At 55.7% G+C, this 21,758-nt stretch carries 20 protein-coding genes and 1 pseudogene; 15 read left to right on the forward strand and 6 right to left on the reverse strand.

Going from position 1 to position 21,758, the window contains the following annotated elements:
• The 3 genes from E1297_RS39290 to E1297_RS39300 all read left to right on the forward strand — a co-directional run.
• Nucleotides 1–1,652: efflux RND transporter permease subunit (locus E1297_RS39290; protein ID WP_155148203.1), on the forward strand; the 1,652-nt coding region annotated here is incomplete at its 5' end.
• A complete protein-coding gene (locus tag E1297_RS39295; protein ID WP_155147949.1) occupies nucleotides 1,649–2,068 on the forward strand; it encodes a DUF2141 domain-containing protein in 420 nt (139 codons plus the stop codon). The genes E1297_RS39290 and E1297_RS39295, both read left to right, overlap by 4 nt.
• 6 nt (nucleotides 2,069–2,074) lie before the next feature.
• Nucleotides 2,075–2,923, forward strand: a complete 849-nt coding sequence (locus E1297_RS39300) for an ABC transporter six-transmembrane domain-containing protein (protein WP_155147951.1) — start codon at nucleotides 2,075–2,077, stop codon at nucleotides 2,921–2,923.
• A 41-nt stretch (nucleotides 2,924–2,964) separates the two neighbouring features.
• Here E1297_RS39300 and E1297_RS39305 read toward each other — a convergent pair whose 3' ends face one another.
• The 3 genes and pseudogenes from E1297_RS39305 to E1297_RS39315 all read right to left on the reverse strand — a co-directional run bounded on the left by E1297_RS39305 (nucleotide 2,965) and on the right by E1297_RS39315 (nucleotide 5,653).
• On the reverse strand, nucleotides 2,965–3,714 hold the full coding sequence (locus E1297_RS39305; RefSeq protein WP_155147953.1) for an SUMF1/EgtB/PvdO family nonheme iron enzyme: 750 nt from the start codon (nucleotides 3,712–3,714) through the stop codon (nucleotides 2,965–2,967).
• A gap of 19 nt (nucleotides 3,715–3,733) precedes the next feature.
• A pseudogene (gene nirK, locus E1297_RS39310) lies at nucleotides 3,734–4,744 on the reverse strand (copper-containing nitrite reductase); the annotation flags it as partial.
• 267 nt (nucleotides 4,745–5,011) lie between these two features.
• Nucleotides 5,012–5,653, reverse strand: coding sequence for a pseudoazurin (locus E1297_RS39315; RefSeq protein WP_368669820.1), 642 nt, complete (start codon nucleotides 5,651–5,653; stop codon nucleotides 5,012–5,014).
• Between E1297_RS39315 and E1297_RS39320 the strand changes: the two genes are divergently transcribed.
• Nucleotides 5,600–6,310, forward strand: coding sequence for a Crp/Fnr family transcriptional regulator (locus tag E1297_RS39320; RefSeq protein ID WP_155148205.1), 711 nt, complete (start codon nucleotides 5,600–5,602; stop codon nucleotides 6,308–6,310). The two genes, E1297_RS39315 and E1297_RS39320, sit on opposite strands and share 54 nt — an antisense overlap.
• 8 nt (nucleotides 6,311–6,318) lie before the next feature.
• Here the strand turns inward: E1297_RS39320 and E1297_RS39325 are convergent, their stop codons facing one another.
• Nucleotides 6,319–6,534: a DUF1858 domain-containing protein gene (locus E1297_RS39325; RefSeq protein ID WP_155147959.1), complete on the reverse strand. Its 216-nt coding sequence runs from the start codon at nucleotides 6,532–6,534 to the stop codon at nucleotides 6,319–6,321.
• 119 nt (nucleotides 6,535–6,653) lie between these two features.
• Between E1297_RS39325 and E1297_RS39330 the strand changes: the two genes are divergently transcribed.
• The 11 genes from E1297_RS39330 to E1297_RS39380 all read left to right on the forward strand — a co-directional run bounded on the left by E1297_RS39330 (nucleotide 6,654) and on the right by E1297_RS39380 (nucleotide 17,302).
• Nucleotides 6,654–7,106, forward strand: a complete 453-nt coding sequence (locus E1297_RS39330; protein WP_155147961.1) for a cytochrome c — start codon at nucleotides 6,654–6,656, stop codon at nucleotides 7,104–7,106.
• A 21-nt stretch (nucleotides 7,107–7,127) separates the two neighbouring features.
• Nucleotides 7,128–8,477: a cbb3-type cytochrome c oxidase subunit I gene (locus E1297_RS39335; RefSeq protein ID WP_155147963.1), complete on the forward strand. Its 1,350-nt coding sequence runs from the start codon at nucleotides 7,128–7,130 to the stop codon at nucleotides 8,475–8,477.
• Between the two features lie 3 nt (nucleotides 8,478–8,480).
• On the forward strand, nucleotides 8,481–9,275 hold the full coding sequence (locus E1297_RS39340; protein WP_155147964.1) for a CbbQ/NirQ/NorQ/GpvN family protein: 795 nt from the start codon (nucleotides 8,481–8,483) through the stop codon (nucleotides 9,273–9,275).
• Between the two features lie 5 nt (nucleotides 9,276–9,280).
• On the forward strand, nucleotides 9,281–11,167 hold the full coding sequence (locus E1297_RS39345) for a nitric oxide reductase activation protein NorD (protein WP_155147966.1): 1,887 nt from the start codon (nucleotides 9,281–9,283) through the stop codon (nucleotides 11,165–11,167).
• A gap of 1 nt (nucleotide 11,168) precedes the next feature.
• A complete protein-coding gene (locus tag E1297_RS39350; protein ID WP_155147968.1) occupies nucleotides 11,169–11,342 on the forward strand; it encodes a protein NnrT in 174 nt (57 codons plus the stop codon).
• A complete protein-coding gene (locus E1297_RS39355) occupies nucleotides 11,339–11,578 on the forward strand; it encodes an NnrT protein (protein ID WP_155147970.1) in 240 nt (79 codons plus the stop codon). Before E1297_RS39350 ends, E1297_RS39355 begins: the two co-directional genes overlap by 4 nt.
• 34 nt (nucleotides 11,579–11,612) lie before the next feature.
• On the forward strand, nucleotides 11,613–12,776 hold the full coding sequence (locus tag E1297_RS39360; protein WP_244328057.1) for an NnrS family protein: 1,164 nt from the start codon (nucleotides 11,613–11,615) through the stop codon (nucleotides 12,774–12,776).
• Nucleotides 12,777–12,962: 186 nt separating this feature from the next.
• Nucleotides 12,963–14,012 (forward strand): patatin-like phospholipase family protein, encoded by a 1,050-nt coding sequence (locus E1297_RS39365; RefSeq protein WP_155147973.1) that lies wholly within the window; start codon nucleotides 12,963–12,965, stop codon nucleotides 14,010–14,012.
• A 161-nt stretch (nucleotides 14,013–14,173) separates the two neighbouring features.
• Nucleotides 14,174–15,187 (forward strand): catalase, encoded by a 1,014-nt coding sequence (locus E1297_RS39370; protein WP_155147975.1) that lies wholly within the window; start codon nucleotides 14,174–14,176, stop codon nucleotides 15,185–15,187.
• Nucleotides 15,188–15,191: 4 nt separating this feature from the next.
• Nucleotides 15,192–15,908 (forward strand): hypothetical protein, encoded by a 717-nt coding sequence (locus E1297_RS39375; RefSeq protein ID WP_155147977.1) that lies wholly within the window; start codon nucleotides 15,192–15,194, stop codon nucleotides 15,906–15,908.
• Complete coding sequence (locus E1297_RS39380; protein WP_155147979.1) at nucleotides 15,905–17,302, forward strand: hypothetical protein; 1,398 nt, start codon at nucleotides 15,905–15,907, stop codon at nucleotides 17,300–17,302. The genes E1297_RS39375 and E1297_RS39380 overlap by 4 nt, the downstream gene beginning before the upstream one ends.
• Here E1297_RS39380 and E1297_RS39385 read toward each other — a convergent pair.
• Nucleotides 17,299–20,469 (reverse strand): adenylate/guanylate cyclase domain-containing protein, encoded by a 3,171-nt coding sequence (locus tag E1297_RS39385; protein ID WP_196223512.1) that lies wholly within the window; start codon nucleotides 20,467–20,469, stop codon nucleotides 17,299–17,301. The two genes, E1297_RS39380 and E1297_RS39385, sit on opposite strands and share 4 nt — an antisense overlap.
• 180 nt (nucleotides 20,470–20,649) lie before the next feature.
• Complete coding sequence (locus E1297_RS39390) at nucleotides 20,650–21,573, reverse strand: SMP-30/gluconolactonase/LRE family protein (RefSeq protein ID WP_155147982.1); 924 nt, start codon at nucleotides 21,571–21,573, stop codon at nucleotides 20,650–20,652.
• Between the last annotated feature and the right edge of the window lie 185 nt (nucleotides 21,574–21,758).

A 21,758-nucleotide genomic window follows, 5' to 3' on the forward strand; every position in this document is an offset into this window, starting at 1 on the left:
GTCGGTATTTGCTGACCCGGATTTGGGGGCGAATTCAGGATGCAGCTCAGGGCGGCTTGATTTGGTTCCGCGACCATATTTATCAACCGGCCTTGGTCGCCTCGGTACGGCAACGTTACGCAGTTCTAGTCCTGTTCATTGCGGCGGCGACGCTAGGTTTGGGACTGATGTACAAAGGGAAGGTCAAAACCGTCTTCTTTCCCGATGTTCCCGGGCAGATAATCACTATTAATCTGGAAATGGATGCACGTGCGCCCTTCGCACTGACACGTGAAAATGTTGATCGGATCGAAGCAGTTGGTGAGAAACTGAACGCTGAACTCGCAGCAGATACGGGCATGATATCGCCCCCGATCCAGACCATTTTTACCATTATCAATAGCGCAGGCAGCGCCCAGATTTTTGCCGAAATGTTGCCAGTGGCTGAACGGCCTCAAGTACCAATCCTGGATGTCGTCCGAGAATGGCGTGAACGTGTGGGAGAAGTCGAAGGGGCGACCGAGCTTGAATTTACAGGATCGGAGGAACTCGCTGGTGGCTTCCGTATCCGGCTGATGTCCAAAGACGAGGATCTGTTGCGTCTGGCCAGCGAAGAAATGCAGGAATTTCTGGCTGATATCGAAGGTGTCAGCAACATCCGCGATGGTTTGATCGGTGGGCAACCTGAACTCAAACTGAGCCTGCGTCCGGATGCGCGTAGCTTAGGGTTCAATGCTGAAACTCTGGCTAGCCAGATCGGGTTCGGATTTGGCGGTGCCGAAGTGACCAAACTGCGCCGTGACGGTTCAGAGGTGAGAGTTGTCGTTCAGAACGGGCGTATCAATCGGGACACGATCGAAGACCTGATGCAGACCAGATTGCGTAGCACCAATGGTGCATGGGTTCCGCTGGAAACTGTGGCCGATATACAGGGCAGCTATGTTTCGGGAACGATTCAGCGTCGCGACGGGCGGCGCATGAATGTCGTTGCAGCCTCGATTGACCGAGATCTCGTGGCTCCAGAAGAGGTTGCTCAGGCTGTTTTTGAACAACTTGTGCCGGAATTGACCGCCAAGTACCCGAGCGTAAAGGTCTTGCCCGCGGGCGAACTGGAAGAAATGGGAGATATCAGCGGTGGCCTGAAACGGGCGCTTCTGCTTGCGGCAGTCCTGATCTATGTACTGATGGCCGTGCCGCTGAAAAGCTATTGGCAGCCATTTGTCATCCTGGCCATCGTTCCATTTGGCTTCATCTCGGCAGCTGTCGGACACATGATTATGGGTGTGTCCCTGTCGCTCTTTTCCTTCTTTGGAATGCTCGCACTGACCGGTGTGGTCGTGAACGACAGTCTGGTGATGATAACCCGCTACAATCAGGCGCGCGACGAAGGTGACACCGTCGACCGTGCCATTCACAGCGCAGGTATCGGTCGCTTCAAAGCTATCTTTCTGACCACTGCAACGACGGTGATCGGCTTGCTGCCGTTACTGACCGAGACGTCAGAACAGGCGCAGTACCTGATCCCTGCGGCTGTATCGCTTGCCTTCGGAGAACTATTCGGCACGGCATTGATGCTGATCCTCGTGCCGGTGCTGATCGCGATCGCAGAAGATTTCATCGCGCTCTTCTGCAAGGCCCCTTCTCAATCCTATCAACAGAGGTCCACAACATGACACGTTCTATTTTCTATTCGGTACTCGCGGCGCTTGCGTTTTCTGCCCCAGCCTTGGCGGATGGCATTGCGCTAACGGTTGAAGGCGTCCGCAACGCTAATGGAAAGCTGCTGATCATCGTGTTTGACGACGCCAATGCTTTCGACACACTGGATATGACCAAAGCCGTTGACTATGCCGAGGTTCCAGCAAAGCAAGGCGCGGTGCAGCACGAATTCAAAGCGCTGAACAAAGGTCCGTATGCGGTGCTTGCGCTGCATGATGAAAACGGCGACCAGAACCTGAACATGGAAGGTGAGCAGTTGCTGGAAGGGATCGGCGCATCCGGAGTGCCAACACCAGAGTTTGACACCGATTTCGCGGCGGCCTCGGTCATGCCGGGAGATGTCAGCATCAGCCTCTATTACGACAAGTAAACTGCAATGCTGAACGGGCAGACCTTTTCGATCGGTACGCTGCTGCGTGTTTTCCGCTGGCAGGTTGGATTGACCTGGATCTTGATCCTGTCCGAGACAGGGATCACCGTACTGATCCCGCTTTTCATCGGGTTTGCAATTGATGGGCTTCTGGCCGGGGAAACCCGTGCCTTGGCCCAGTTGGCCGCGCTGCTATTCGTGCTGATTGTACTGAGCGTGATCCGGCGTATCTACGACACGCGCGTTTACGGCACTATGCGGGTTGAGATTGGCAAAGCGCAGGTCGCGCGTTCCCGCGATTTGCCTGTGTCAAAGCTGAATGCGCGTCTCGGAATGGGCCGCGAGTTGGCCGACTTTCTGGAAGGCGTTTTGCCCGAGGCAATCGCTGGCACCGTACAGTTCGTTGCCGCGATTGTGTTGCTGTATCTGTTTTCGCCAACTTTGGCGTTGGCGGCAGCAGTGGTGCTGATTGGGATGGTCCTAATTTACTCTCTGTTCCACAGCGGATTCTATCGCTGGAACGGGGCGCTCAATCACCAGAGTGAGCAGCAGGTCAGCATACTCGAAACACGGCGCGACCGACCTGTTCTGTTACATTTGCTGAGGCTGCGCCGTTACGAAGTTGCTCTGTCGGATGTCGAGGCTGTGCTATACGGAGCGATCTTTATACTGCTTCTAGGAATGCTGCTGTTTAACCTGTGGTTTGCGACCACTCAGCTTGGAGTAACGGCGGGGGCTATCTTTTCTATCGTCAGCTATTCTTGGGAATTCACAGAGGCGGCTTTGGCATTGCCGATCACACTGCAGTCATGGTCGCGTTTGTCAGAGATTACAAAACGTCTGGCGAGCAACTAGCGGTCCACCTTCGAACTTGAGGCAGCATGGTATCTGACCTGTTAGCTTCCGACCGGTGTATCCGATACCAGACGCATACCCAGATGGGCAGGAGGCGAGCCAACGGCGCAGCCACCCCGGGCAGGGTCGCGAACAAGGAATGGCACGGCAGCCAGATGTTCGCCACCGACGAAAAAGGCCGGACAGCGATCAGGATCGGCTTCTGTCCCTGAGTAGCATTCCTGCGTCCATTCCCAGACGCTACCATCCAGATCAACGACACCTTCGGGCGAGGTTGAAAAGCTGCCCTGTGGCTTCAAAGCTCTGGGTGTGAGGCCTTCATAAAGGTAGCTTGAGGCCCAAGTCAGCGATGGGTCAGTAAAGATCGGATCCGGCTCTTCTGGTAGGACTGCTCGGGCTATATGTTCCCACTCGGCGGTTGTGGGCAGCCGAAATTCGTGTCGTGCAGCTTCGTTAAACCACCGAAGATATTCGGAAACGTCAACAAAGCTGAGACCGGTTGCTGGTGTTGTATCGGGTGTGAACCCATTGCGAGTACGCAATTTCAGGGTGCAACCGCCATCGGCATGGCACAAGTTCCATTCTGCAACTGTCACCTCGTGGCGCTGTACATAAAGCTCTTCACCATCTGGCAGAGTAACCGGTCTTTCAGCCATTTCTGGCAGTGGTTGAGATGCGGGAAGAGGGGTGTTCAGCAAGAACACCCCTCCGGCCAGAGCCGCCGCCACTGCTGCACCAACCCCGATGATGACGATCGGTTGGGTGAATTTATGTGTGGTGACGGTTTTCATGATTGTTTGGTTCCCGAAATCAGGTTGCAAATGGGCGGGGTGCTACAACCTGTTCCATCAGGTTATTGTCCCACTCACCTTCAACGATGAAGTGCGCAGTAGCTCCAAGAAGCGCAGCTTCGATCAGATTGTGGTTCACATAGGCATAAACGCCGGGTTGCTCGAACGTGTACATCGCAGCCGCTGCACACCCTCCGCGAACGAACCATGTTTCGACACCGGTCAGAGGATCATCGCTGAACGAAGTTTCCCACACATAGTTGCCGTGACCACCAATCAGGTGCGGACGGGTGTCGCGGTTTGCCTGATTGTGGATCATCAGAACCGTCTCGCCCACATTGAACTTGAGCGCATTTTCACCAGTCAAAGCGCCAACCGCACCATTAAAGACCGAATGGGTCGGTGTCAGAGTACGCATCGCATCCAGGCTGTCGGCGTAATCGTCCCCTGCAACTTCGTAGGTTTTAAACTCGCCGTTTTCATCTTTGGGCAGGTAGTAATCCTGCTCACCGATATAGGCGATCTTGTCGTATTTCAGCGGGTTACCGTCCTTGTCCTTCAGGCCATCGCGTGGCAGTACCATCACCGCACCATTCATGCCGTGGGTGACGTGATACGGGATCATCGCTCCGCCTGGCGCACAGTGATAAGTGAAGCAACCAGGTTTGGTCGCCTTCCAGCGCAGAACAGTCTCTTCGCCCGGATAGACGTGGGTCAGGCCACCGCCGCCCAGAGCGCCTGTTGACGCGTGGAAGTCGATATTATGCTCCATCACGCTGTCTTCGGGGTTGCGCAGGGTCAGCTCGATCATGTCGCCTTCGTGACAGATGATCAGCGGACCGGGGACTGAGCCATTGTAGGTTAGCGCCCAGACAGACGCGCCGGTATCCTCGTCAACGACCATAAGACGTTCGGTTGTTTCCATGGTGATTTCGATGATCTTTGGTCCGCCTGTCGCTACCTGCTCGTGCTCTGGTGCAAAGGGTGGTGCAACGAGCTCCTGTTTAACACGGGTATAACCAGACAAATCCGCCGGTTTGGCTGTGCTGTCAGCCGTTTGTTCACCCGCAACTTTGTAGAGTTTTGCCGAGGTTGCATCTGCCTTGAGTGGCATTGGTGTACGACGAGCTGCCATGGCACCTGCGCCGGTCATTGCTGCAGCGCCTGCCAGAACCGATCCTCGCAACACATTGCGGCGGCTGGTTTTCATGAGGCCGGGGTTGATGAACTTGGTCATGGTATCCTCCTTGAGGTCGGATGGGTGCAGCGGGTAAGCATTTCGCTGCCGTATCGGGGGTCAGAAGTTTTCAAGTTGAGCTGTGAAACGCGCCTTGGCTTTTTTGGGGACGCGGCCTTCAAGAAAATCTTCGGGAATTTCAACGTCACCCACCGCTATGGTCATCACCATGCCCATCGCGTAGTGGGGTTTGCAGATCACGCCATAGACGCCTTCGGTATCCAGCGTGACCTCGATTTCCTCGTTGATTTTGCCCTTGAAGGGCTCGGCGCCATCAGGAAGCATGCCTTTGGCTGTTTCAGCGTTGTGGCCCTTGTCCGATGCGATGAACTTGATCGTGTCGCCCGGAGCAGCCTGGATGAACGCGGGTTCGAACACCATGCGCTCGCCATCACTCCCTTTGTTGAGCATTTGCACCTCGAAGGTTTCCGCGAAGGCGGCACCAGCCAGCAGGGTGGCCAGTGCAACGCTGGTTGTAAGCGTGCGGATCATCGAATTGTCCTTTCCTGAATGATCTCTTGGGCCTGACTCTATTGATTTCTGCGATCTGCAATTTGCGCTGGCGCAAGGTTTGCTGCGTTTTCGGGAAACACTGACCGTTACGATCTGGTTTTGCGGCTGTGATTGTGCCAAATCAGGTAAGCCATGATGGAAGCAGCCAAGAAAATATTGCCGCGGCTTGATGAAAGCCTGCTGACGCATTTGCCACCATTCTCAAAACTGGATCGTCGGCAAATTCGCACGATTCTGGATCAGGCCAGTTCGCGCCGCTATGAAGCGGGTGCGCATATCTTTGAAGAAGAAGACCCGGCCGATCGTTTCTTCATGTTGCTGGATGGCTATGTCCGGGTGGTGCGGGTCACGCAGACCGGTGAACAGGTCACGGCGTTGCATATCCCCGCTGGTCAACTTCTGGGAATTGCAAAGGCGATCGGGCGCGAGACTTATCCGGCCACGGCGGTCACGGCGACAGAGTCCATTGCGCTGAGCTGGCCCACCAGACTGTGGGATACTTTCGTCACCGAATATGACGGCTTCGCCACTGAAACCTACAAGACGGTTGGCCACCGTGTAGGAGAAATGAACACCCGTATTGTGGAGCTTGCGACGCAACAGGTGGAACAGCGCGTGGCTAACGCGCTGTTGCGTCTGATCAATCAGACCGGCCGCAAGGTGGAGGATGGGATCGAGATTGATTTCCCCATCACCCGACAGGATCTCTCGGAACTTACAGCGACCACCTTGCATACGGTCAGCCGATTGCTGAGCGCATGGGAAAAGCAGAGTATCGTTGAAAGCAAACGCAAGCGCATCAAAGTATGCGATCCCCACGCGCTGGTCGAGCTCAGCCAGGGCTAGCCGTCCGGTCAGGCACAGTTGGAAATTGCGCTCTTCAGCTCTTCCAAAAAGGCCGTTTCATCCAGATCGTATTCCAGACAGGCATCTGAGATGGTGTGAAACGGGTTCACAAGGCATCCGACGCATAACATTCCATGTTTTAGGAAAACACGAATTGTCTGCGGCCATTGCGTCATAAGATCCGCAAGCGTCAGGTCTGGATCGTCAATGTTCGGGCAAGGCATTGGGGTTCCTCTCACCCTCGACCTTAGGCTTGGAACCGTTCCAAACGTTGCGCTGGCGCAAACAGTGCCTTCTTCGCTCGGGCTAGCAATAGGCATCCCGATCTGAAGGAGGCCGACGCATGGCTGAAATCTTAACCAAATCGCGGGCGCGAAACATCTTCTACGGGGGTTCGATCTTTTTCGTCGTGATCTTCGTGGCGATGACCGTCCACAGCCACCGTTACGTGGTTAATACGTCAACCGCAGGCATGGAACTCAGCGAAGAGGTCGTCCTGGGCAAACATGTCTGGGAACGCCATTCCTGCATCAACTGCCACAGCCTGCATGGCGAAGGCGCCTATTTCGCCCCCGAACTGGGCAATGTGATGACCCGCTGGGACGTCATGGATTCGCCCGAGGACGCCTATGAAATCCTCGATGGCTGGATGAAGGCGCAGCCTTCGGGCGTCGAGGGCCGCCGCCAGATGCCCTATTTCGATCTGACCGAAGAAGAGATGCGCGGCCTCGCCGAGTTCCTGCGCTGGGCTGATCAGACCGACACGCAGGGCTGGCCGCCCAACGACGCTGGCTAAGCGGCACGAAGGAGAAATCACATGAAATACCAATCTCAAAAAGTGGCGTATTACTATTTTCTGGCTGCAATAGCCCTGTTTGGCATTCAGGTGCTGGGCGGGCTTCTGGCTGGCTGGGTCTATGTCTCGCCGAACTTCCTGTCCGAACTTCTGCCGTTCAACATCATCCGCATGATCCACACCAACGCGCTGATCGTCTGGCTGCTGCTGGGCTTCTTCGGGGCAGCGTACTTCCTCATCCCCGAGGAATCCGAGCGTGAGATCTACTCGGTCAAACTGGCCTATCTACAACTCATCATCCTTCTGGTGGGGACGCTGGGTGCGGTCGGCTCATATCTGGTTGGCATCCATGGCGGGCGTGAGTTTCTTGAACAGCCCCTGTGGGTCAAGTTCGGCATCCTCGTCGCGGCGCTGATCTTTCTGTTCAACGTCTCGATGACCGTTCTGGCGGGCAGGAAAACAGCGATCACCAATGTGCTGCTGATGGGCCTGTGGCTGTTGTCGCTGCTCTGGGTGTTTGCCTTCATCAACCCGGACAACCTGAGCCTGGACAAGATGTACTGGTGGTTCGTCGTGCACCTGTGGGTCGAAGCGACATGGGAGCTGGTGATGGCCGCCATCCTCGCCTTCTTGCTGCTCAAGCTGACAGGCGTGGACCGTGAAGTGGTTGAAAAATGGCTCTATGTCATCGTCGCCACCGCGCTGTTCTCGGGTATCCTTGGAACCGGGCACCATTTCTACTGGATCGGTCTGCCGGGCTACTGGCAATGGATCGGCTCGATCTTCTCGACTTTCGAGGTGATCCCCTTCTTCCTGATGATGAGCTTTGCCTTCGTCATGGTCTGGAAGGGCCGCAAGAACCACCCGAACAAGGCCGCGCTGCTGTGGTCGCTGGGTTCGTCGACCGTGGCCTTCTTTGGCGCCGGTGTCTGGGGCTTCCTGCACACCCTGCATGGGGTCAACTTCTACAGCCACGGCACGCAGATTACTGCCGCCCACGGTCACCTTGCCTTTTATGGGGCCTACGTGGCGCTGAACCTTGCGGTCTTTACCTACGCGATGCCGATGCTGCGGGGCCGCGCGCCCTACAATCAAGTGCTGAACATGGCCTCGTTCTGGCTGATGACCGGCGGCATGGCGTTCATGACCTTCGTGCTGACCTTCGCGGGGACCATCCAGACCCATATGCAGCGAGTGGTCGGCGACTATTACATGGATGTGCAGGACGCTCTGTCGATCTTCTACCTGATGCGGTTTGGCGCGGGTGCTGCCGTGGTGCTCGGTGCGCTGCTGTTCATCTACTCGATGTTGGTCGTGCGCAAGCAAGAGATCATCACGCCCGGCTCGGCCAGCTCGGTTCCCGGGGAGTAAGCCATGAACATGCAAACCCCTCCGACCCTGCCGTTCTATCAGCCTGTTGCGCGTGAATGCGAGCTGTTCGAGACGGCCTATGACAATGGTTTGCCCCTTCTTCTGAAGGGGCCGACCGGCTGCGGTAAAACACGCTTTGTCGAACACATGGCGGCCAAGATGGGCAAACCGCTTTATACCGTTGCCTGCCATGACGACCTGTCGGCGGCCGACCTGATCGGGCGCTACCTGCTCAAAGGCGGGGAAACCGTCTGGGTCAATGGCCCGCTCACCCGCGCAGTACGCGAAGGCGGCATCTGTTACCTTGATGAGGTGGTCGAGGCCCGCAAGGACGTGACCGTGGTGTTGCACCCGCTCACCGACACGCGCCGCACGCTGATGATCGACCGCACAGGGGAAGAACTGGTGGCACCACCGGGCTTCATGCTCGTGGCATCCTACAACCCCGGCTATCAGAACGTGCTGAAGCGGCTGAAACCCTCGACCCGGCAGCGTTTCCTGTCGATCTCGTTCGACTTCCCCAACGAAGAGACCGAGATTGCCGTCGTGGCTCGTGAAAGCCGACTTGAACCGGGTCGCGTTGCGCCTCTGGTCCGTCTGGGCGGTCATATCCGGGCGCTGTCGGGCATGGACCTCGAAGAGGGTGTTTCGACCCGTCTGCTGATCTATGCCGCCACGCTGATGGCTGGGGGCATGGGGGTCAATCAGGCGATCGAGGCCGCCATCGTCGAACCCCTGACCGATGAGGCCGACATGCAGCAGGCGCTGCGCGATCTGGTTGCCACCATTTACGGATAAGCGTCATGCGACTTCTCGATCTCATGGAACCCGAAGAAACCGTTGGCAATCTCTGGCACGAGATGGCCAGCGGAATCGCGGAGCATGTCAGCTACCCCGAGGCCGGTGTTTCCCTTATCTCGGTCCGGCCCAGCCTTGCGGTCCTGTTCCGTGCGCTGGGCGGTGCGCCCGGCGTGGAACTGGCCGAGGCCCCGGCAACGCTGGTGCGCCACCGCCGACCTGTCCGCCGCAATCTGGGGGCCGAACGCGACCGTGAATGGGTGGCCGGTTACGACGGCGAACGCCTGTCGCTGCCTCCGGCTATCGCTGCTTTCCCGGAACCACACCTGAACCGCGCCGCCTATTTCTGGCTGACCGCGCTGGCGGCGGTCAGCGAAGTGGCCGATTTCGATCTGGAAGGCGACGGACCCGCCATGGACGGGGCGCAAATTCGTGCCAATGCCGCAGCCGCCGACCGAGCCTATGCCCGCTGCCCGGGCCTGCGCGAAGACTACGCCCGGATGACCGAACACTGCGCCGCCACACGTCCCGACGTGATGCGCCCAACACCCGAGGCACAGATCGAAACCGCGATCCGCGATCAGCTCTGCGGTGCGACACCGGTGATCGGGGTCGAAACCGCCCCGCGCGGCTATAAACCCTTTGCCCCGGTGCCGATCTGGCTGTGCTTTGCCCGCCCCGGATCGGGTGCGGCGGCAACTGAAGAACAGGCTGATCCTGCCGCCCCTCCACCCAATGCGGCGCTGACCAGCCGGAAACTGGGCCACCGCAAGGATCAGGATCAGCAGAACCGCAAGGACAGCTTCATCATCCACCGATTTGAGTCGATCCTGTCCTGGGTCGAGTCGATGAATATCAACCGCAGCGTCGATGACGACGATGATGAGAACGCCCAGAAAGCGGCCGATGATCAGGACGAGATCATTCTGTCGAAACAGCACCGCAAGGCAGCAACGCGCCTGCGCCTGCATCTCGACCTTTCCCCCGCAGATGCCGATCACGAGGCTCTGGCCGGTGAGCATACCTATCCCGAATGGAACCACCGTTCGCGATCTTACATGGAAGGTCATTGTCGCGTGCTGGATGCACCGGCTCAACCGGATGCGTCTCAGCTGTTCGTTCCGAACCAACGCCGCGTCCGCGAGGTGCGCCGGCAGTTTGAGGCACTGCGTCCCCGCCGTATTCTACAGCCAAGGCAGGTCGATGGGTCAGAACTGGATCTGGACGCGTTGTTGACCACGCGTGCCGATCTCGCCGCGACCGGGCGCGGTTCAGACCGTATCTGGCAAGCGGCCCGTCAAATCGAGCGTGACCTGTCCGTCGCTTTCCTGATCGACAGCTCGCGATCAACCGAGGCGGCCATCGGTGATACCTCGGTGATCGAAGTTGCGCGCGAAGCCATGACTGCATTGGCGGCGGGCATTGATGCCGCAGGTGATCGGTTGGGTATCTGGGGGTTTTCTTCGTTGCGTCGTGACAGGGTTTTCCTGACCCGTTGCAAAACCTTCGACGCCCCGATGAGCGCAGAAATCACGGCAAATATCGGCGCACTGACGCCCGGGCACTACACGAGATTGGGGGCTGCGATCCGTCACGTCAGTGCCCAGCTGGCCGAGGAGCCGTCGGCTCATAAGTTACTGATCGTGCTGACCGACGGTAAGCCAAACGATCTGGACCATTACGAAGGTCAGCACGGGATCGAAGACAGTCATATGGCCGTTCGCGAAGCACGCCGTGCCGGTCTGAGCTTGCACGGTGTTGTCATCGACGAAGACGGACAGGATTGGTTTGCGCGCATCTTCGGGCGTGGCGGATTTACTCTGTTGCCCTCACCCGAGCGCCTGACGCGCGCCTTACCCGATATCTACCGCACTCTGACGAAGGAGACCTGACATGCGTATTGCAGCTATATTCCTGACACTTGTCGCCGCCCCAGCCTGGTCCGAAGGGTTCGACCGTCCCATCCCACAACCACAATCTGCGACAGCAGAGTTCTGGTTTGCCATCGGCAGCATCGCCTTGATCATCGCGCTGATTGCAGTGCAACGGCTGGTCGCGCGCAGATGAACCGACAAGGCTGGTCCACCATACATATAACACTGGCCTTGTATCCCTTCGGGGCCGGGGCGGCGGCGGTCAACGTGTTCTTTGCCTCGCTGATTTTCAGCTGGCTGGGAGTTCCGGTCATTTCAACCGGGTGGTCCATCGTATTGGGCTGTCTTATTGGCCTGCCTGCAACCTGGTATTTTGCACGCCACATCCGGCACCTGATGGATGTCGCGGATGGTCTCAATAAGAATTAGGAGACACCTCATGGCACAAACTTCGTCGGAGCAAATGCGAGCCTGGAACGGACCAGCGTTGCTCAGCTTTGGGTTTCGCCCATTTTTTCTGTTCAGTGCGGTCTGGGCCGTGTTTTCCATGTTGCTATGGATCGCGACGTTATCGGGTGCGCTTGATCTGCCTACGCGGTTTGATCCGGTTTCCTGGCACGCTCACGCATTCCTGTTTGGGTACCTAAATGCCGTTCTGGCAGGTTTTTTGTTGACGGCTGTGCCGAACTGGACCGGAAGACTTCCACTGGTTGGCTGGCCCCTTTTTGGGCTGGTTGCTCTCTGGATCGCAGGTCGGGTCGCAGTACTGGTTTCTGCGCACCTGCCGCCGTGGGCGGCTGCCTTGGTCGATTTGTCTTTCACCGTTGTACTCGGGTACGTCGTTCTGAGAGAGATCGTGGCAGGTAAAAACTGGCGTAACCTGATCGTCTTGGGACTGCTAGCTACGTTCACCATAGCCAATGCGCTGTTTCATATCGAAGCGGCAACCGGTGAATTTGCGGCTCGGGGGGCAGGGCTGCGGTTGGGGCTGGCTACGGCGGTGATGATGATCGCTGTCATTGGAGGCCGAATTATCCCATCGTTTACCCGCAACTGGATGGTTCAACACAATTGCCAGCCTTTGCCCGTGCCACCCATGCAGCGGTTCGATAAATTTCTGCTTTTGCTGACGATTGCAGGTCTTTTGATTTGGGTTATTGCGCCTGAACTTACTTTGTCTGCATTACTGCTGTGTACCCTTGGCGCTCTGCATCTGGTGCGCTTGCTGCGTTGGAAAGGTTATCACACGGCTACTGAGCCCCTGGTTTGGGTGCTGCACATTTCTTACGCATTCATTCCTGCCGGGGCTTTGGTGTTGGGTATGGCCATTTTGAAAGGCGATGGGATAGCCGCGGCTCAACACTTGTGGATGGTCGGCGGCATCGGGGGGATGACTTTAGCAGTCATGACCCGCGCCACCCTTGGACATACCGGGCAACCTCTGCATGCTAATCTGCTGACTGTTCTAATCTATTGCGCGCTCTTTGGCTCTGTCATGGCTCGGTTCGGCGCGGATAGCTTTCCAGTTTTGACAGAAGTTTCCGGGTTGCTCTGGCTACTGTCTTTTGGCGGATTCCTCTGGGGATATGGTCCTCTCTTGCTGCGGCCAAGACAGGCGAAGGTGTAAATCACACCAATTTGAGTGCCCCAGACTTTGCGGTCTTGTCTGGCGTGGAATTTTTAACGTGATAAAAAAAGGTGAGGGAAACGAAGCAGTCAGTGTGAACATTTGACGGAAAGTTCCGGGGGTAGTTGGAACAACTGTTCAGTGATCATCAAACGCACTGGAAGCGAACGAACGGAATGAAGGCGGATGGCATTCAGGCTGGTATCCTGCGATGGGGGCGGGATCAGAGGATATCTAACATGTTTGATCTTGCAGGGTCTGCAGGAGGAAACTCAGTTTCTGGAAAAGGCCGATGGGTTTGCAGGAACCTCGACCGGTGGTTTGATAGCGGTCGCTTTGGCAGATGGCAGATCTCAGGGAAAAGACCTGACCGCATTGATCACGGATCTTGCATCGCATTATCGTGACGATGCGGATACGATTTTCAGAGAGAATGAGCGTAGTCTGGTAGACAAGGCGCTCGATGAAGTACTTCGAAAATTCAAATTCGGTGGCGGCCCGGGAATTACAGCTGCGCAGTATAATTCGACCGGTTTGGCTGAGATCGGCGAGACCCTTGTCGGTGATCGGACCGTTGGATCAATTTCTTCGGATCTGGTGATGGCCATCAACACAGTGTGCTTGCATCGCAGTGACCAAGCCGGCTGGGCGCCATTTACAGTCACCAACCAGGATCTGGGTAATGGATCATGGCTGGATATGAGTGCGGTCAAATTGCTTGACGTTGCATTGGCAAGCTCGGCGGCCCCGACATATTTTCCACCGCACCTGATAACGGCGGATGGGGTTGATTACGGGTACTTCGCTGATGGCGGTACCTTTGCGAACAATCCGGTGCTGAATGGGATCAACATAGCGATAGCTGCAGATCGGGCTGAGGGGCTTGAGCAAATCGAGGCGCTGTCGATCGGAACCGGTCAGCAGCCTACGGATATCTCGGAAGAGATGATCAAGGACCCTGACGATTGGGGCCTGCTAAAGTGGTTTGGGATAACCTCGAACGCACCGCGCGGCGCGCTGATTGAATTGTTGCTAACGACTTCGGCGGAGAACCAGTACTGGATGGCGCGACTGGTGCTGAAAGATCGGTTGGTGCGCCTGAACCCACCGTTGCCCAAGGTCGTAGGGCTGTCGACACACAAGCCCGCCGCCTATGACCTGATGGATGAGGCCTATCAGTCTATCAAAGAATCCGAGGATTGGATGCGCGCGGTGCAGATGCTTCGTGGATGGTAGTCCTATTGAGAGACTTCGGGACATCGATTGGGGATACTGGAACACACCCCGTTTTGTTTTTGTGGCACTTTCCAGAAAATGCGAAGTGTTTGTTGCGATTGCGGCTAAACCATAAAGGTTAACGCCCAAGTCTTATTTGTTCATACGCGAAGGGGAGGCATATGGACGATCCCAACATTGCCGAGAAATTGGTCGAAGTTCTACAGCGCAGCGATGGCGACACTTCGTTGCGCCCCGTTCACACCTTTGGTGTCAGTGCCACCGGATTTTTTGAACCGTCACCGATCGCGGGAAATTTCTGTGTCGCCGAGCATTTCAAAGCAGAAAAAACAAATGTAATCGTTCGATTTTCAAACGGGTCGGGTAGCGCAACGATACGAGACGGCTGGTCTGATGTACGGGGGATGGCGGTACGTTTCCATCTGTCTGACGGGAGCGACACCGACCTTATCGCAATGACCTTGCCGGAGTTTTTTGCCCCTACGCCCGAGGCGTTTCTGGAATTTGCTTTAGAGGCATCCCCGGCGCCATATGAGGGGCAATCTCCGTGGAAGAAAATCCTGGAACTGCTGCACCTGAGATTGCCCGAACGTGATCCATATCCGGGTGAAACCATCAGCCCCGATGCAGGAGCTATCCGCTTTGCGGACAAGAATGCCTATGCGCAGCTTGGCGTGCTACAGGCCGCAACCATTGGCGCGCCGGTGAGCTATGTGCGTGCGGCATATCACGCTGTCCACACCTTCGTGGTTACTGATCCTGACAACACGCGCCGCTGGGTGCGGTTTAGCTGGCAGCCGATTGCGGGTGTTCTCAGAACCGATCCCAACAAAACGCCGGTCGATGATTATCTTAAGCAAGAACTTGTGGACCGCATTGCTAACGAACCGGCTCGTTTTTCGCTGATGATGACGATTGGCGAAGTAGGCGATGACTTCAATGACTCGTCACGACCTTGGCCACCGCATCGGCAAAGGGTGATGATGGGAACGCTCACGCTCGACGCCATACCCGAGAACCAGGAGGAGCAGTGCGAAAAGCTCAGCTTCAATCCGGGCCTCCTTACTGATGGTATCGAGGCGTCAGATGATCCGGTGCTGCATATCCGCAAGGAATCCTACAAGATTTCAAGCAAGTGGCGGGACGGATCACCATGCCCATTTTCGCGGAGTTAATGCCATGACAAGCCGGAACGGATGGTTCAATCGCTACGTCAACAGTTTGCCCGAGCGAGGATGGTTCAATTTTCTCTCCCGCTACGTGGTCGTACCCTACTGGATCTGGAAAGAGGCGAAGCCAAAGCTGCCGGGTGGGCCCCGCCCGTCACCGCAGCCCAGCGAAAATGTTCAGAGGATGATGAACCTCATCATGCCTCTGAAGGATCCGTCACCAGCAGGGCGGGCGCGGGCAACGTTGGCAATTGCCCAGAATGTCGATGAGATTTTTGCTGGCCTCGACAATGTGGGTACGGTGCACTTTGCGCGCTTTTTGCTGATCGGAAACAACATCTGCATGATATCTGTCTATGATGGCGATTTCAGCAATTACATCCGGGATTTCATCACAACGATAGGCAGTGTCTTCAACGATGTTATGTCGTTGGTCGAAGGCGGTGATGAGCTTATGCCGACCGAGCACAACGTTGAGAAGTTCATCGATTGGGTGCATGAGCATGATCTGTTTCAAGCGCCTGACTTCCCAACAGATTTGTTCGGTCTGCAGGACGCAGCCAAAGGGCTAGTTCCCAATGATCCGCCGCACATGATTGGCTCGCTACCGCGCGATCTGATCCTGCAGTTGCATGCAAATCCCAACATTTCACTGGGTGGCGGTTACCGCGCTTATCCCGGTGTTTCTGCCGCTCAAGTACGCAGCAAATTCGGAGTGGGCTGGTGAACAAGGCTTTCGATCTCGGCGATATTCAAGGCAACATCCTGCGTGGCTATCGCCGCAACTTTGTACGACATCTCATTCTTGAGGTTAATGATCTGGCAGCGGCAAGAAATTTTCTGGCTGCTTCGGTAGATGGGAACAACTCGGATGTTCCGGCGATTACACGAGACACGACATGGCGCCAGAAGCCCGCGGTTTGTTTCAATATCGGTGTGACATTTGAAGGTTTGCGCGCGCTGGGCACGCCTTCAGAGCATTTGGATACATTCCCGACCGAATTCCGGCAGGGTATGACGAAACGCGCCATGAAAATTGGTGATTTCGGGGAGAGTGCCCCCGAACACTGGCCCGCGCCTTTCGACACTCCGGACCGTGTGCACATCATTGCCTCGATACACGCGGATACCGAAGAACCCTTGGATGAAGTTCAGGCACAGGTGGCAGGTGCGTTTAATGTTCTGGGCGTGCGCAACGGGCGAAACCTGCCTGAAGGCAAGGTGTTCTTTGGTTATGTTGACGGCATTTCGCAGCCACGCTTCAAACATGTCATCGATCCGGATCAGTTAGGTGTGGATGAACCCATCGATCCACTTGGTACGGCGTTGCTGGGCTATCCCACACGTCAGGAAGGTGTGACGTTTCGGGTCCCTACGCCGCATGAGTTGGGGTTCAATGGGTCGTTCAACGCCTTCCGCGTTCTCGCGCAGGATGTTGTGGGTTTCGAAGCTTATCTGGATCAGGCCGCCACCGAGTTGATGGAGCATCCTGAAGCAACGCAACTGGCTGATCCTGAAAATCTGGACCGGATTGGCGAGGGGTTGGATCTGCATGGCGCATTGCGTGAGGTCGTTGCCGCACAGATGTGCGGTAGATGGCGCAATGGTGTGCCATACGAGTTGTCTCCTGATGCGCAATTCCCCGAAGAGCCTGTTTCGCTAACCAATTTCGACTACACGCGCAATTCTCGCTGCCCGGCCGGTTCTCACTTGCGACGCGGAAATCCTCGTGGTGGGCCCATCGTTCAGCGTATCGCTAACTATACCAGGCGTCTCGTGCGGCGCGGGATGTCATACGGTCCGGATTTCGATCCTCAGCAACCGGACAGTCATGAGCGCGGACTGCTTGGCAGCTTCATCGGAGCCAATATAGGTGCGCAGTTCGAAGCGGTTATGTGCGACTGGATCAATCTTGGTCTTCATGATCCGACCATCACCGGATCCAATGATCCACTGTTGGGTGCCAACACAGCTGAAACCAGCTGGTTCGATATGAGATTGCCGGATGGTGACACGATCCGCATTCGCGGCATTCCCCGCCTGATCACGTCGCGGGGCGGAGCCTATACGTTCCTGCCAAGCATTGCTGCGATCAAGTACCTGTCAGAGTTGACTAATTAGGCGCTCAGGGAAAGCTCATTCAACGCGGTATCGATCCGTGTGAGCATCGGCGACTGGCCCGCGGTTTCCACGACCAGACGGGCCCGCTGCAGGTGCTCCACGGCCAAGGGCCTTTTCTTTTTTGCCTTGTAAAGCAGGCCCATGATCATGTCGCAGCGTGCGATATAATGACCGCCACTGTCGAATTGCGGATTCTTGCGAATGTGTTCGATCATGGCGATCATTTCTTTTTCACCAAAGATCATGACCCGAAGGATCGAGCGCAGATTTCTGAACAAGACGCCAAGCGATCCTCCACCTTCACCCGTGAGAATGGCCAGATGCATTTCACATAGGAAGAGGCGGCCCCAGTCTGCAGCGGTTTGGGTACCATCTTCGTCGCGCTGGCGAATAACATCTTTGATCTGGCGTAGCCCCTCGGCAATCTGACCATTCAGAGCGTAGGCGACACCCAGCATGGTTGCTGGGCCGTTGGTGAACAATGCCCAGCCTTTGGCATCGCATCTGCTGATATGTTGTTTGACAGTCTCAAGGGCACCGGGTTTGCCCAAGGGTATCATCGAACTTACCCGCGCTACTTCGGCGATGGCCAACTCAAATTCGACCTGTGACTGGCGTCGTGCTTCCTCTGCCATCTTTAGTGCAAGCTCATGGTCGTCAGTGACCATCGCAATCAGGGCTTTCATCGCGGTGCCGTAACCAAGTGAGCGTGGATCGTTCTTGGCCTTGCCAACGGCGATCATTCGATCCGAATTGGCATGTGCTGCAGCTACCCGACCACGATTGAGTTCATTCCAACCGATGGTCGCCAGGAAGAAATTCTGAATATAGGCGTCTTCAATCTTTTCCAGATAGCTTTCGATTTCGGCGATCTTGGCATTGAAAAGATCGTTTTCAATCGGCGCAAAGTAGATGGATACCGACAGTTCATTAACCATGGCATACGCTCGGGAGGCCGGGTCACCAAGTCGCTCTGCCATTGCGGTCAGCTCTTGCTGAACACCATGTGCCTTGCGGAATTTTCCATTGCAGACGAGACAGGAAACGTAGTGATGCAGGAAAAGGGCGTGATGGCTGCTGTCTCCAGCTTCTTCGAGGATCGGCCGAACATTATCAGCTAGTTCGATCAATTTGAGCACACGCATCGAAATATTCGAGCACAAGGCAAAATCTGCAAGAAACTCCACAAATTGCTCATTCGTGGCGCAGCCCGGATCGCTTTGATAAAGTTCGAGCGCAGAAACAAAGTACTTGTTGGCTTCGTCAAGGGAGTAGATGCCCAAGCTCTTTACACCTGCCAAAGTGCTGTACTTGAAGGCCTGATCCGTTCGATCTGTGAGCCCATAGTGATGGGCAAGGGTTTCAGCAACTTCCTGAAGTCGGTTCGAGTTTCTCAACTCCAACATATCCGCGATGGCCAGATGCAGTGCCGACCGGCGAGTTGATACGAGGCTTTGGTACACCGAGTCTCGCAGCAGGACATGTTTGAAAATATAGTCGGAAGAGTTGGTTTCCCGATAAAGAACGTCTAGAGCTTGCAGCCTTTGTAGCGCTGCCCCTACGCCGCCGGGCTTTTCAACCAGTTGAGACAACAGGCCAGGATCAAACCTCCGCCCAATGACAGCAGCCGCTTGCAACAACTCTCGGTCTTCTGGTTTGAGGTGTTCCATTCTGGCGGCGAGCAGGCCACGCATACTTACGGGCAGTTCATTCTCACCTTTGCCAACTTCGAAATAGGCTCGTCCTGCATCGACCCTCAGGGTGCCTTCATCGAGCAGGAATCCCAAAAGCTCCTCTCCAAAAAGAGGGTTTCCTCCAGCACGTTCTGTCAATTGAGAAGCCAGATCGTCCGGCAATGTATCTACCCCGAGCCGCGTCTGGGCCAGATAGGTAATATCGTCAGACGGTAACGGGCCGAGCGAAATCGTTGTCACACCGGCCTGCGCATTCCAACCCGGAGAATATTCCGGGCGCCGTGTCTGGATGATCAACAGGTTATTCTGCTGACCACTTTCAACCAGATTGCGAACAAGCTCTTCTGAAGCGGAATCGATCCAATGCGCATCCTCTATAAGCAGGATTACTTTGCCATGCGCACATTTTGCCTTCATCAAAGCTGGCAGCAATTCGCGCGTGCGCAGACCGATCAAAACTCCATCAAGCCCGTCAAGTGCACCTGCGGGAGGTTTCAGGCCCAGCAAGTTGAGCAGTAAGCCCAAGTTTTCAGCCGAGTGTAAATCCGCGGCAGTCAGTCCCTTTTCCAGCTTGCGAGCTACTTCTGTCGGGTCATCAGCCTCGCGGATTTTGAACGCACTGCGCATGATTTCCAGAAAGGGCAGGAAGGGCACCTGCTGACCATCCGCAAAGCAATAGCCGGAAAGAACCGAGGCTTCTTCGGAAGGTACTCTCTTAAGAAATTCGAACACAAGGCGCGTCTTGCCCAAGCCGGGCTCAGCGACCAGATCAATGACGGACAAGGCGTCATCTACATTAGCCAGCGCATCGAATAGCTGGTTCAGTTCCCCAACCCGTCCGACATAGCTGCTGAGCCCACGCGCAATCGAGGCATCAAAGCGTGTTGCATCATTGCTGACCGACTGCAATTGCCAGAGCTTCTGCGGTTTCAGCAAACCTTTGATTTGATGCTCACCGTTGAAGCTCAGATCGGCGACCCATTCGACCAGTCGACGTGTTGTATCGCACATCAAGGTGCCAGCAGGCGGTGCAAGGTTCTCAATACGCGCCGCGAGATTGACCGTGCTGCCAACAGCAGTTGTTGGTCCGTCCTCGCCTTGCACAGCGGCCATCAGGACAGTTCCGGAACTGATGCCAACACGCATGCGTGGGCGTACCCCGAATTCTGCTTCCAGATCATTCGCTGCTGTCGCCAGGGCTTTGTGAATCGCCATCGCTGCCCGGCATGCGCGCAGTGCTGCATCTTCAAGTGCTTCCGGGATGCCGAACAGAGCCATGATGCTGTCGCCAGCAAAGTCGCGCACTGTACCGCCATGCTCCTCAACAGCGTTGGTCAGCGTCTCGTAGGTTAGGCGGACAAAATTGAGGGCCTTCTCTTCGCCAAGTTCGGCAACGATAGCGGTATAACCGACCATGTCCGCGAACAACACGGACACCTGGCGTCTTTCACCAAGGCTAGCTTGCTGTGACACTGGTATGTTCGCAACATCCCCCATCTGAAAAACCTATCTACTACAGCAAAGGTTGTCCCGCCAGACTTACGCAACATCACGTGACCAAGGTTCATTGAACGGCAGCCAAAATGTCACGCATTACACAGCTATGGGTTGATCCGGGTTGCTGATTGCGCAAAGTCGATCTTGTTTTTGAGATCAGACTGAATAAACAAGTTTCAATCCCGGTCGAGGCCACCTGGTCTTGTAGATCTTGCCTGTGCTTGAAGCGGTAATCCACAGGTCACGCATGTCACTGCCGCCAAAGCACATGTTGGTTGTGAAAAGATCAGGTATTTCAACGTGTTCCGTGGTTCCGTCGAGATTGAATACTGTGATGCCACCGGTGAACAATGTTCCCACGCAAACACGTCCGTCTTCTTCGACCTTGAGACTATCAAGCCACTGGTATCCGGGTAGCGTTTGAACAACATTTCCCGGCATTCCGGGCAAAGGTCCCGGCTTCACTTTACCGGGAGCAGTGATCTCCATCGCCCAGAGACGTCCGTAAACAGTGTCTGATACGTAAACAGTCTTGCCATCTGGGGACAGTCCCACACCATTTGGCATCGGTATGGTGGCAGCTTTGGTCAGGGATTTTCCGTCGATGGTTGCATAATATAGGCCGCCATATCGCGTCGATTCGTCATCCTGAATGCCCGTGTCAGTGAACCAAAATCCCCCAGACGTGTCGAAAACGATATCGTCCGGAGCGATGAGACGCTTTCCGTCATACGAATCGTAGAGTTGGGTTACTTCCCCCGTGTCCAGATCCACACGGTGGACTGATCCTCCCTTGTAGTTCGGTCGTATAGGGGCAGGGACCGTAATTTGCTCGGGGCCGTAGGGCACGAAGCTGTAGACGCCACCGTTGTTACAAACATATGCGGCGCCATCAGGGCCGATGGCAATGCCATTCGGACCCCCGGGAATTTCAGCAACTACGCTGACTTTGCCATCTTCGCTGAGGCGCAGCAGTGTCTGTTCTTTGATGTCGACGAAAAGCAGTGATCCGTCATCCATAGCCACAGGGCCTTCAGGAAATCCCAGCCCGCTGCACATTTCTTCCAGTTTCAATGACATACCGCCCCTCCTCATATCATGCTGACCAATAACACTGTGAATTCACTGCAGGCCAGATGATTTGTTTTTTCTCTGTAAAGAAACGCCGGATCTTGAATCTTGGTCAAGACCGACAGCCGGCTACTTCTGTGATCGTGATGTCGAAGTTGCAGGGTGAAAACTCTTCACTGCCAAATAGGGAGCAG

This window comes from Roseibium sp. RKSG952 (assembly GCF_009711355.1).

Excerpts from the sequence above, each read along its gene's own strand:
- E1297_RS39295 (WP_155147949.1), top strand. The coding sequence starts at position 1,649 with ATGACACGTTCTATTTTCTATTCGGTACTCGCGGCGCTTGCGTTTTCT.
- E1297_RS39300 (WP_155147951.1), top strand. The coding sequence starts at position 2,075 with ATGCTGAACGGGCAGACCTTTTCGATCGGTACGCTGCTGCGTGTTTTC.
- E1297_RS39305 (WP_155147953.1), bottom strand. The coding sequence starts at position 3,714 with ATGAAAACCGTCACCACACATAAATTCACCCAACCGATCGTCATCATC.
- E1297_RS39320 (WP_155148205.1), top strand. The coding sequence starts at position 5,600 with ATGGAAGCAGCCAAGAAAATATTGCCGCGGCTTGATGAAAGCCTGCTG.
- E1297_RS39315 (WP_368669820.1), bottom strand. The coding sequence starts at position 5,653 with ATGCGTCAGCAGGCTTTCATCAAGCCGCGGCAATATTTTCTTGGCTGC.
- E1297_RS39325 (WP_155147959.1), bottom strand. The coding sequence starts at position 6,534 with ATGCCTTGCCCGAACATTGACGATCCAGACCTGACGCTTGCGGATCTT.
- E1297_RS39330 (WP_155147961.1), top strand. The coding sequence starts at position 6,654 with ATGGCTGAAATCTTAACCAAATCGCGGGCGCGAAACATCTTCTACGGG.
- E1297_RS39335 (WP_155147963.1), top strand. The coding sequence starts at position 7,128 with ATGAAATACCAATCTCAAAAAGTGGCGTATTACTATTTTCTGGCTGCA.
- E1297_RS39340 (WP_155147964.1), top strand. The coding sequence starts at position 8,481 with ATGAACATGCAAACCCCTCCGACCCTGCCGTTCTATCAGCCTGTTGCG.
- E1297_RS39345 (WP_155147966.1), top strand. The coding sequence starts at position 9,281 with ATGCGACTTCTCGATCTCATGGAACCCGAAGAAACCGTTGGCAATCTC.
- E1297_RS39350 (WP_155147968.1), top strand. The coding sequence starts at position 11,169 with ATGCGTATTGCAGCTATATTCCTGACACTTGTCGCCGCCCCAGCCTGG.
- E1297_RS39355 (WP_155147970.1), top strand. The coding sequence starts at position 11,339 with ATGAACCGACAAGGCTGGTCCACCATACATATAACACTGGCCTTGTAT.
- E1297_RS39360 (WP_244328057.1), top strand. The coding sequence starts at position 11,613 with ATGCGAGCCTGGAACGGACCAGCGTTGCTCAGCTTTGGGTTTCGCCCA.
- E1297_RS39365 (WP_155147973.1), top strand. The coding sequence starts at position 12,963 with ATGGCATTCAGGCTGGTATCCTGCGATGGGGGCGGGATCAGAGGATAT.
- E1297_RS39370 (WP_155147975.1), top strand. The coding sequence starts at position 14,174 with ATGGACGATCCCAACATTGCCGAGAAATTGGTCGAAGTTCTACAGCGC.
- E1297_RS39375 (WP_155147977.1), top strand. The coding sequence starts at position 15,192 with ATGACAAGCCGGAACGGATGGTTCAATCGCTACGTCAACAGTTTGCCC.
- E1297_RS39390 (WP_155147982.1), bottom strand. The coding sequence starts at position 21,573 with ATGTCATTGAAACTGGAAGAAATGTGCAGCGGGCTGGGATTTCCTGAA.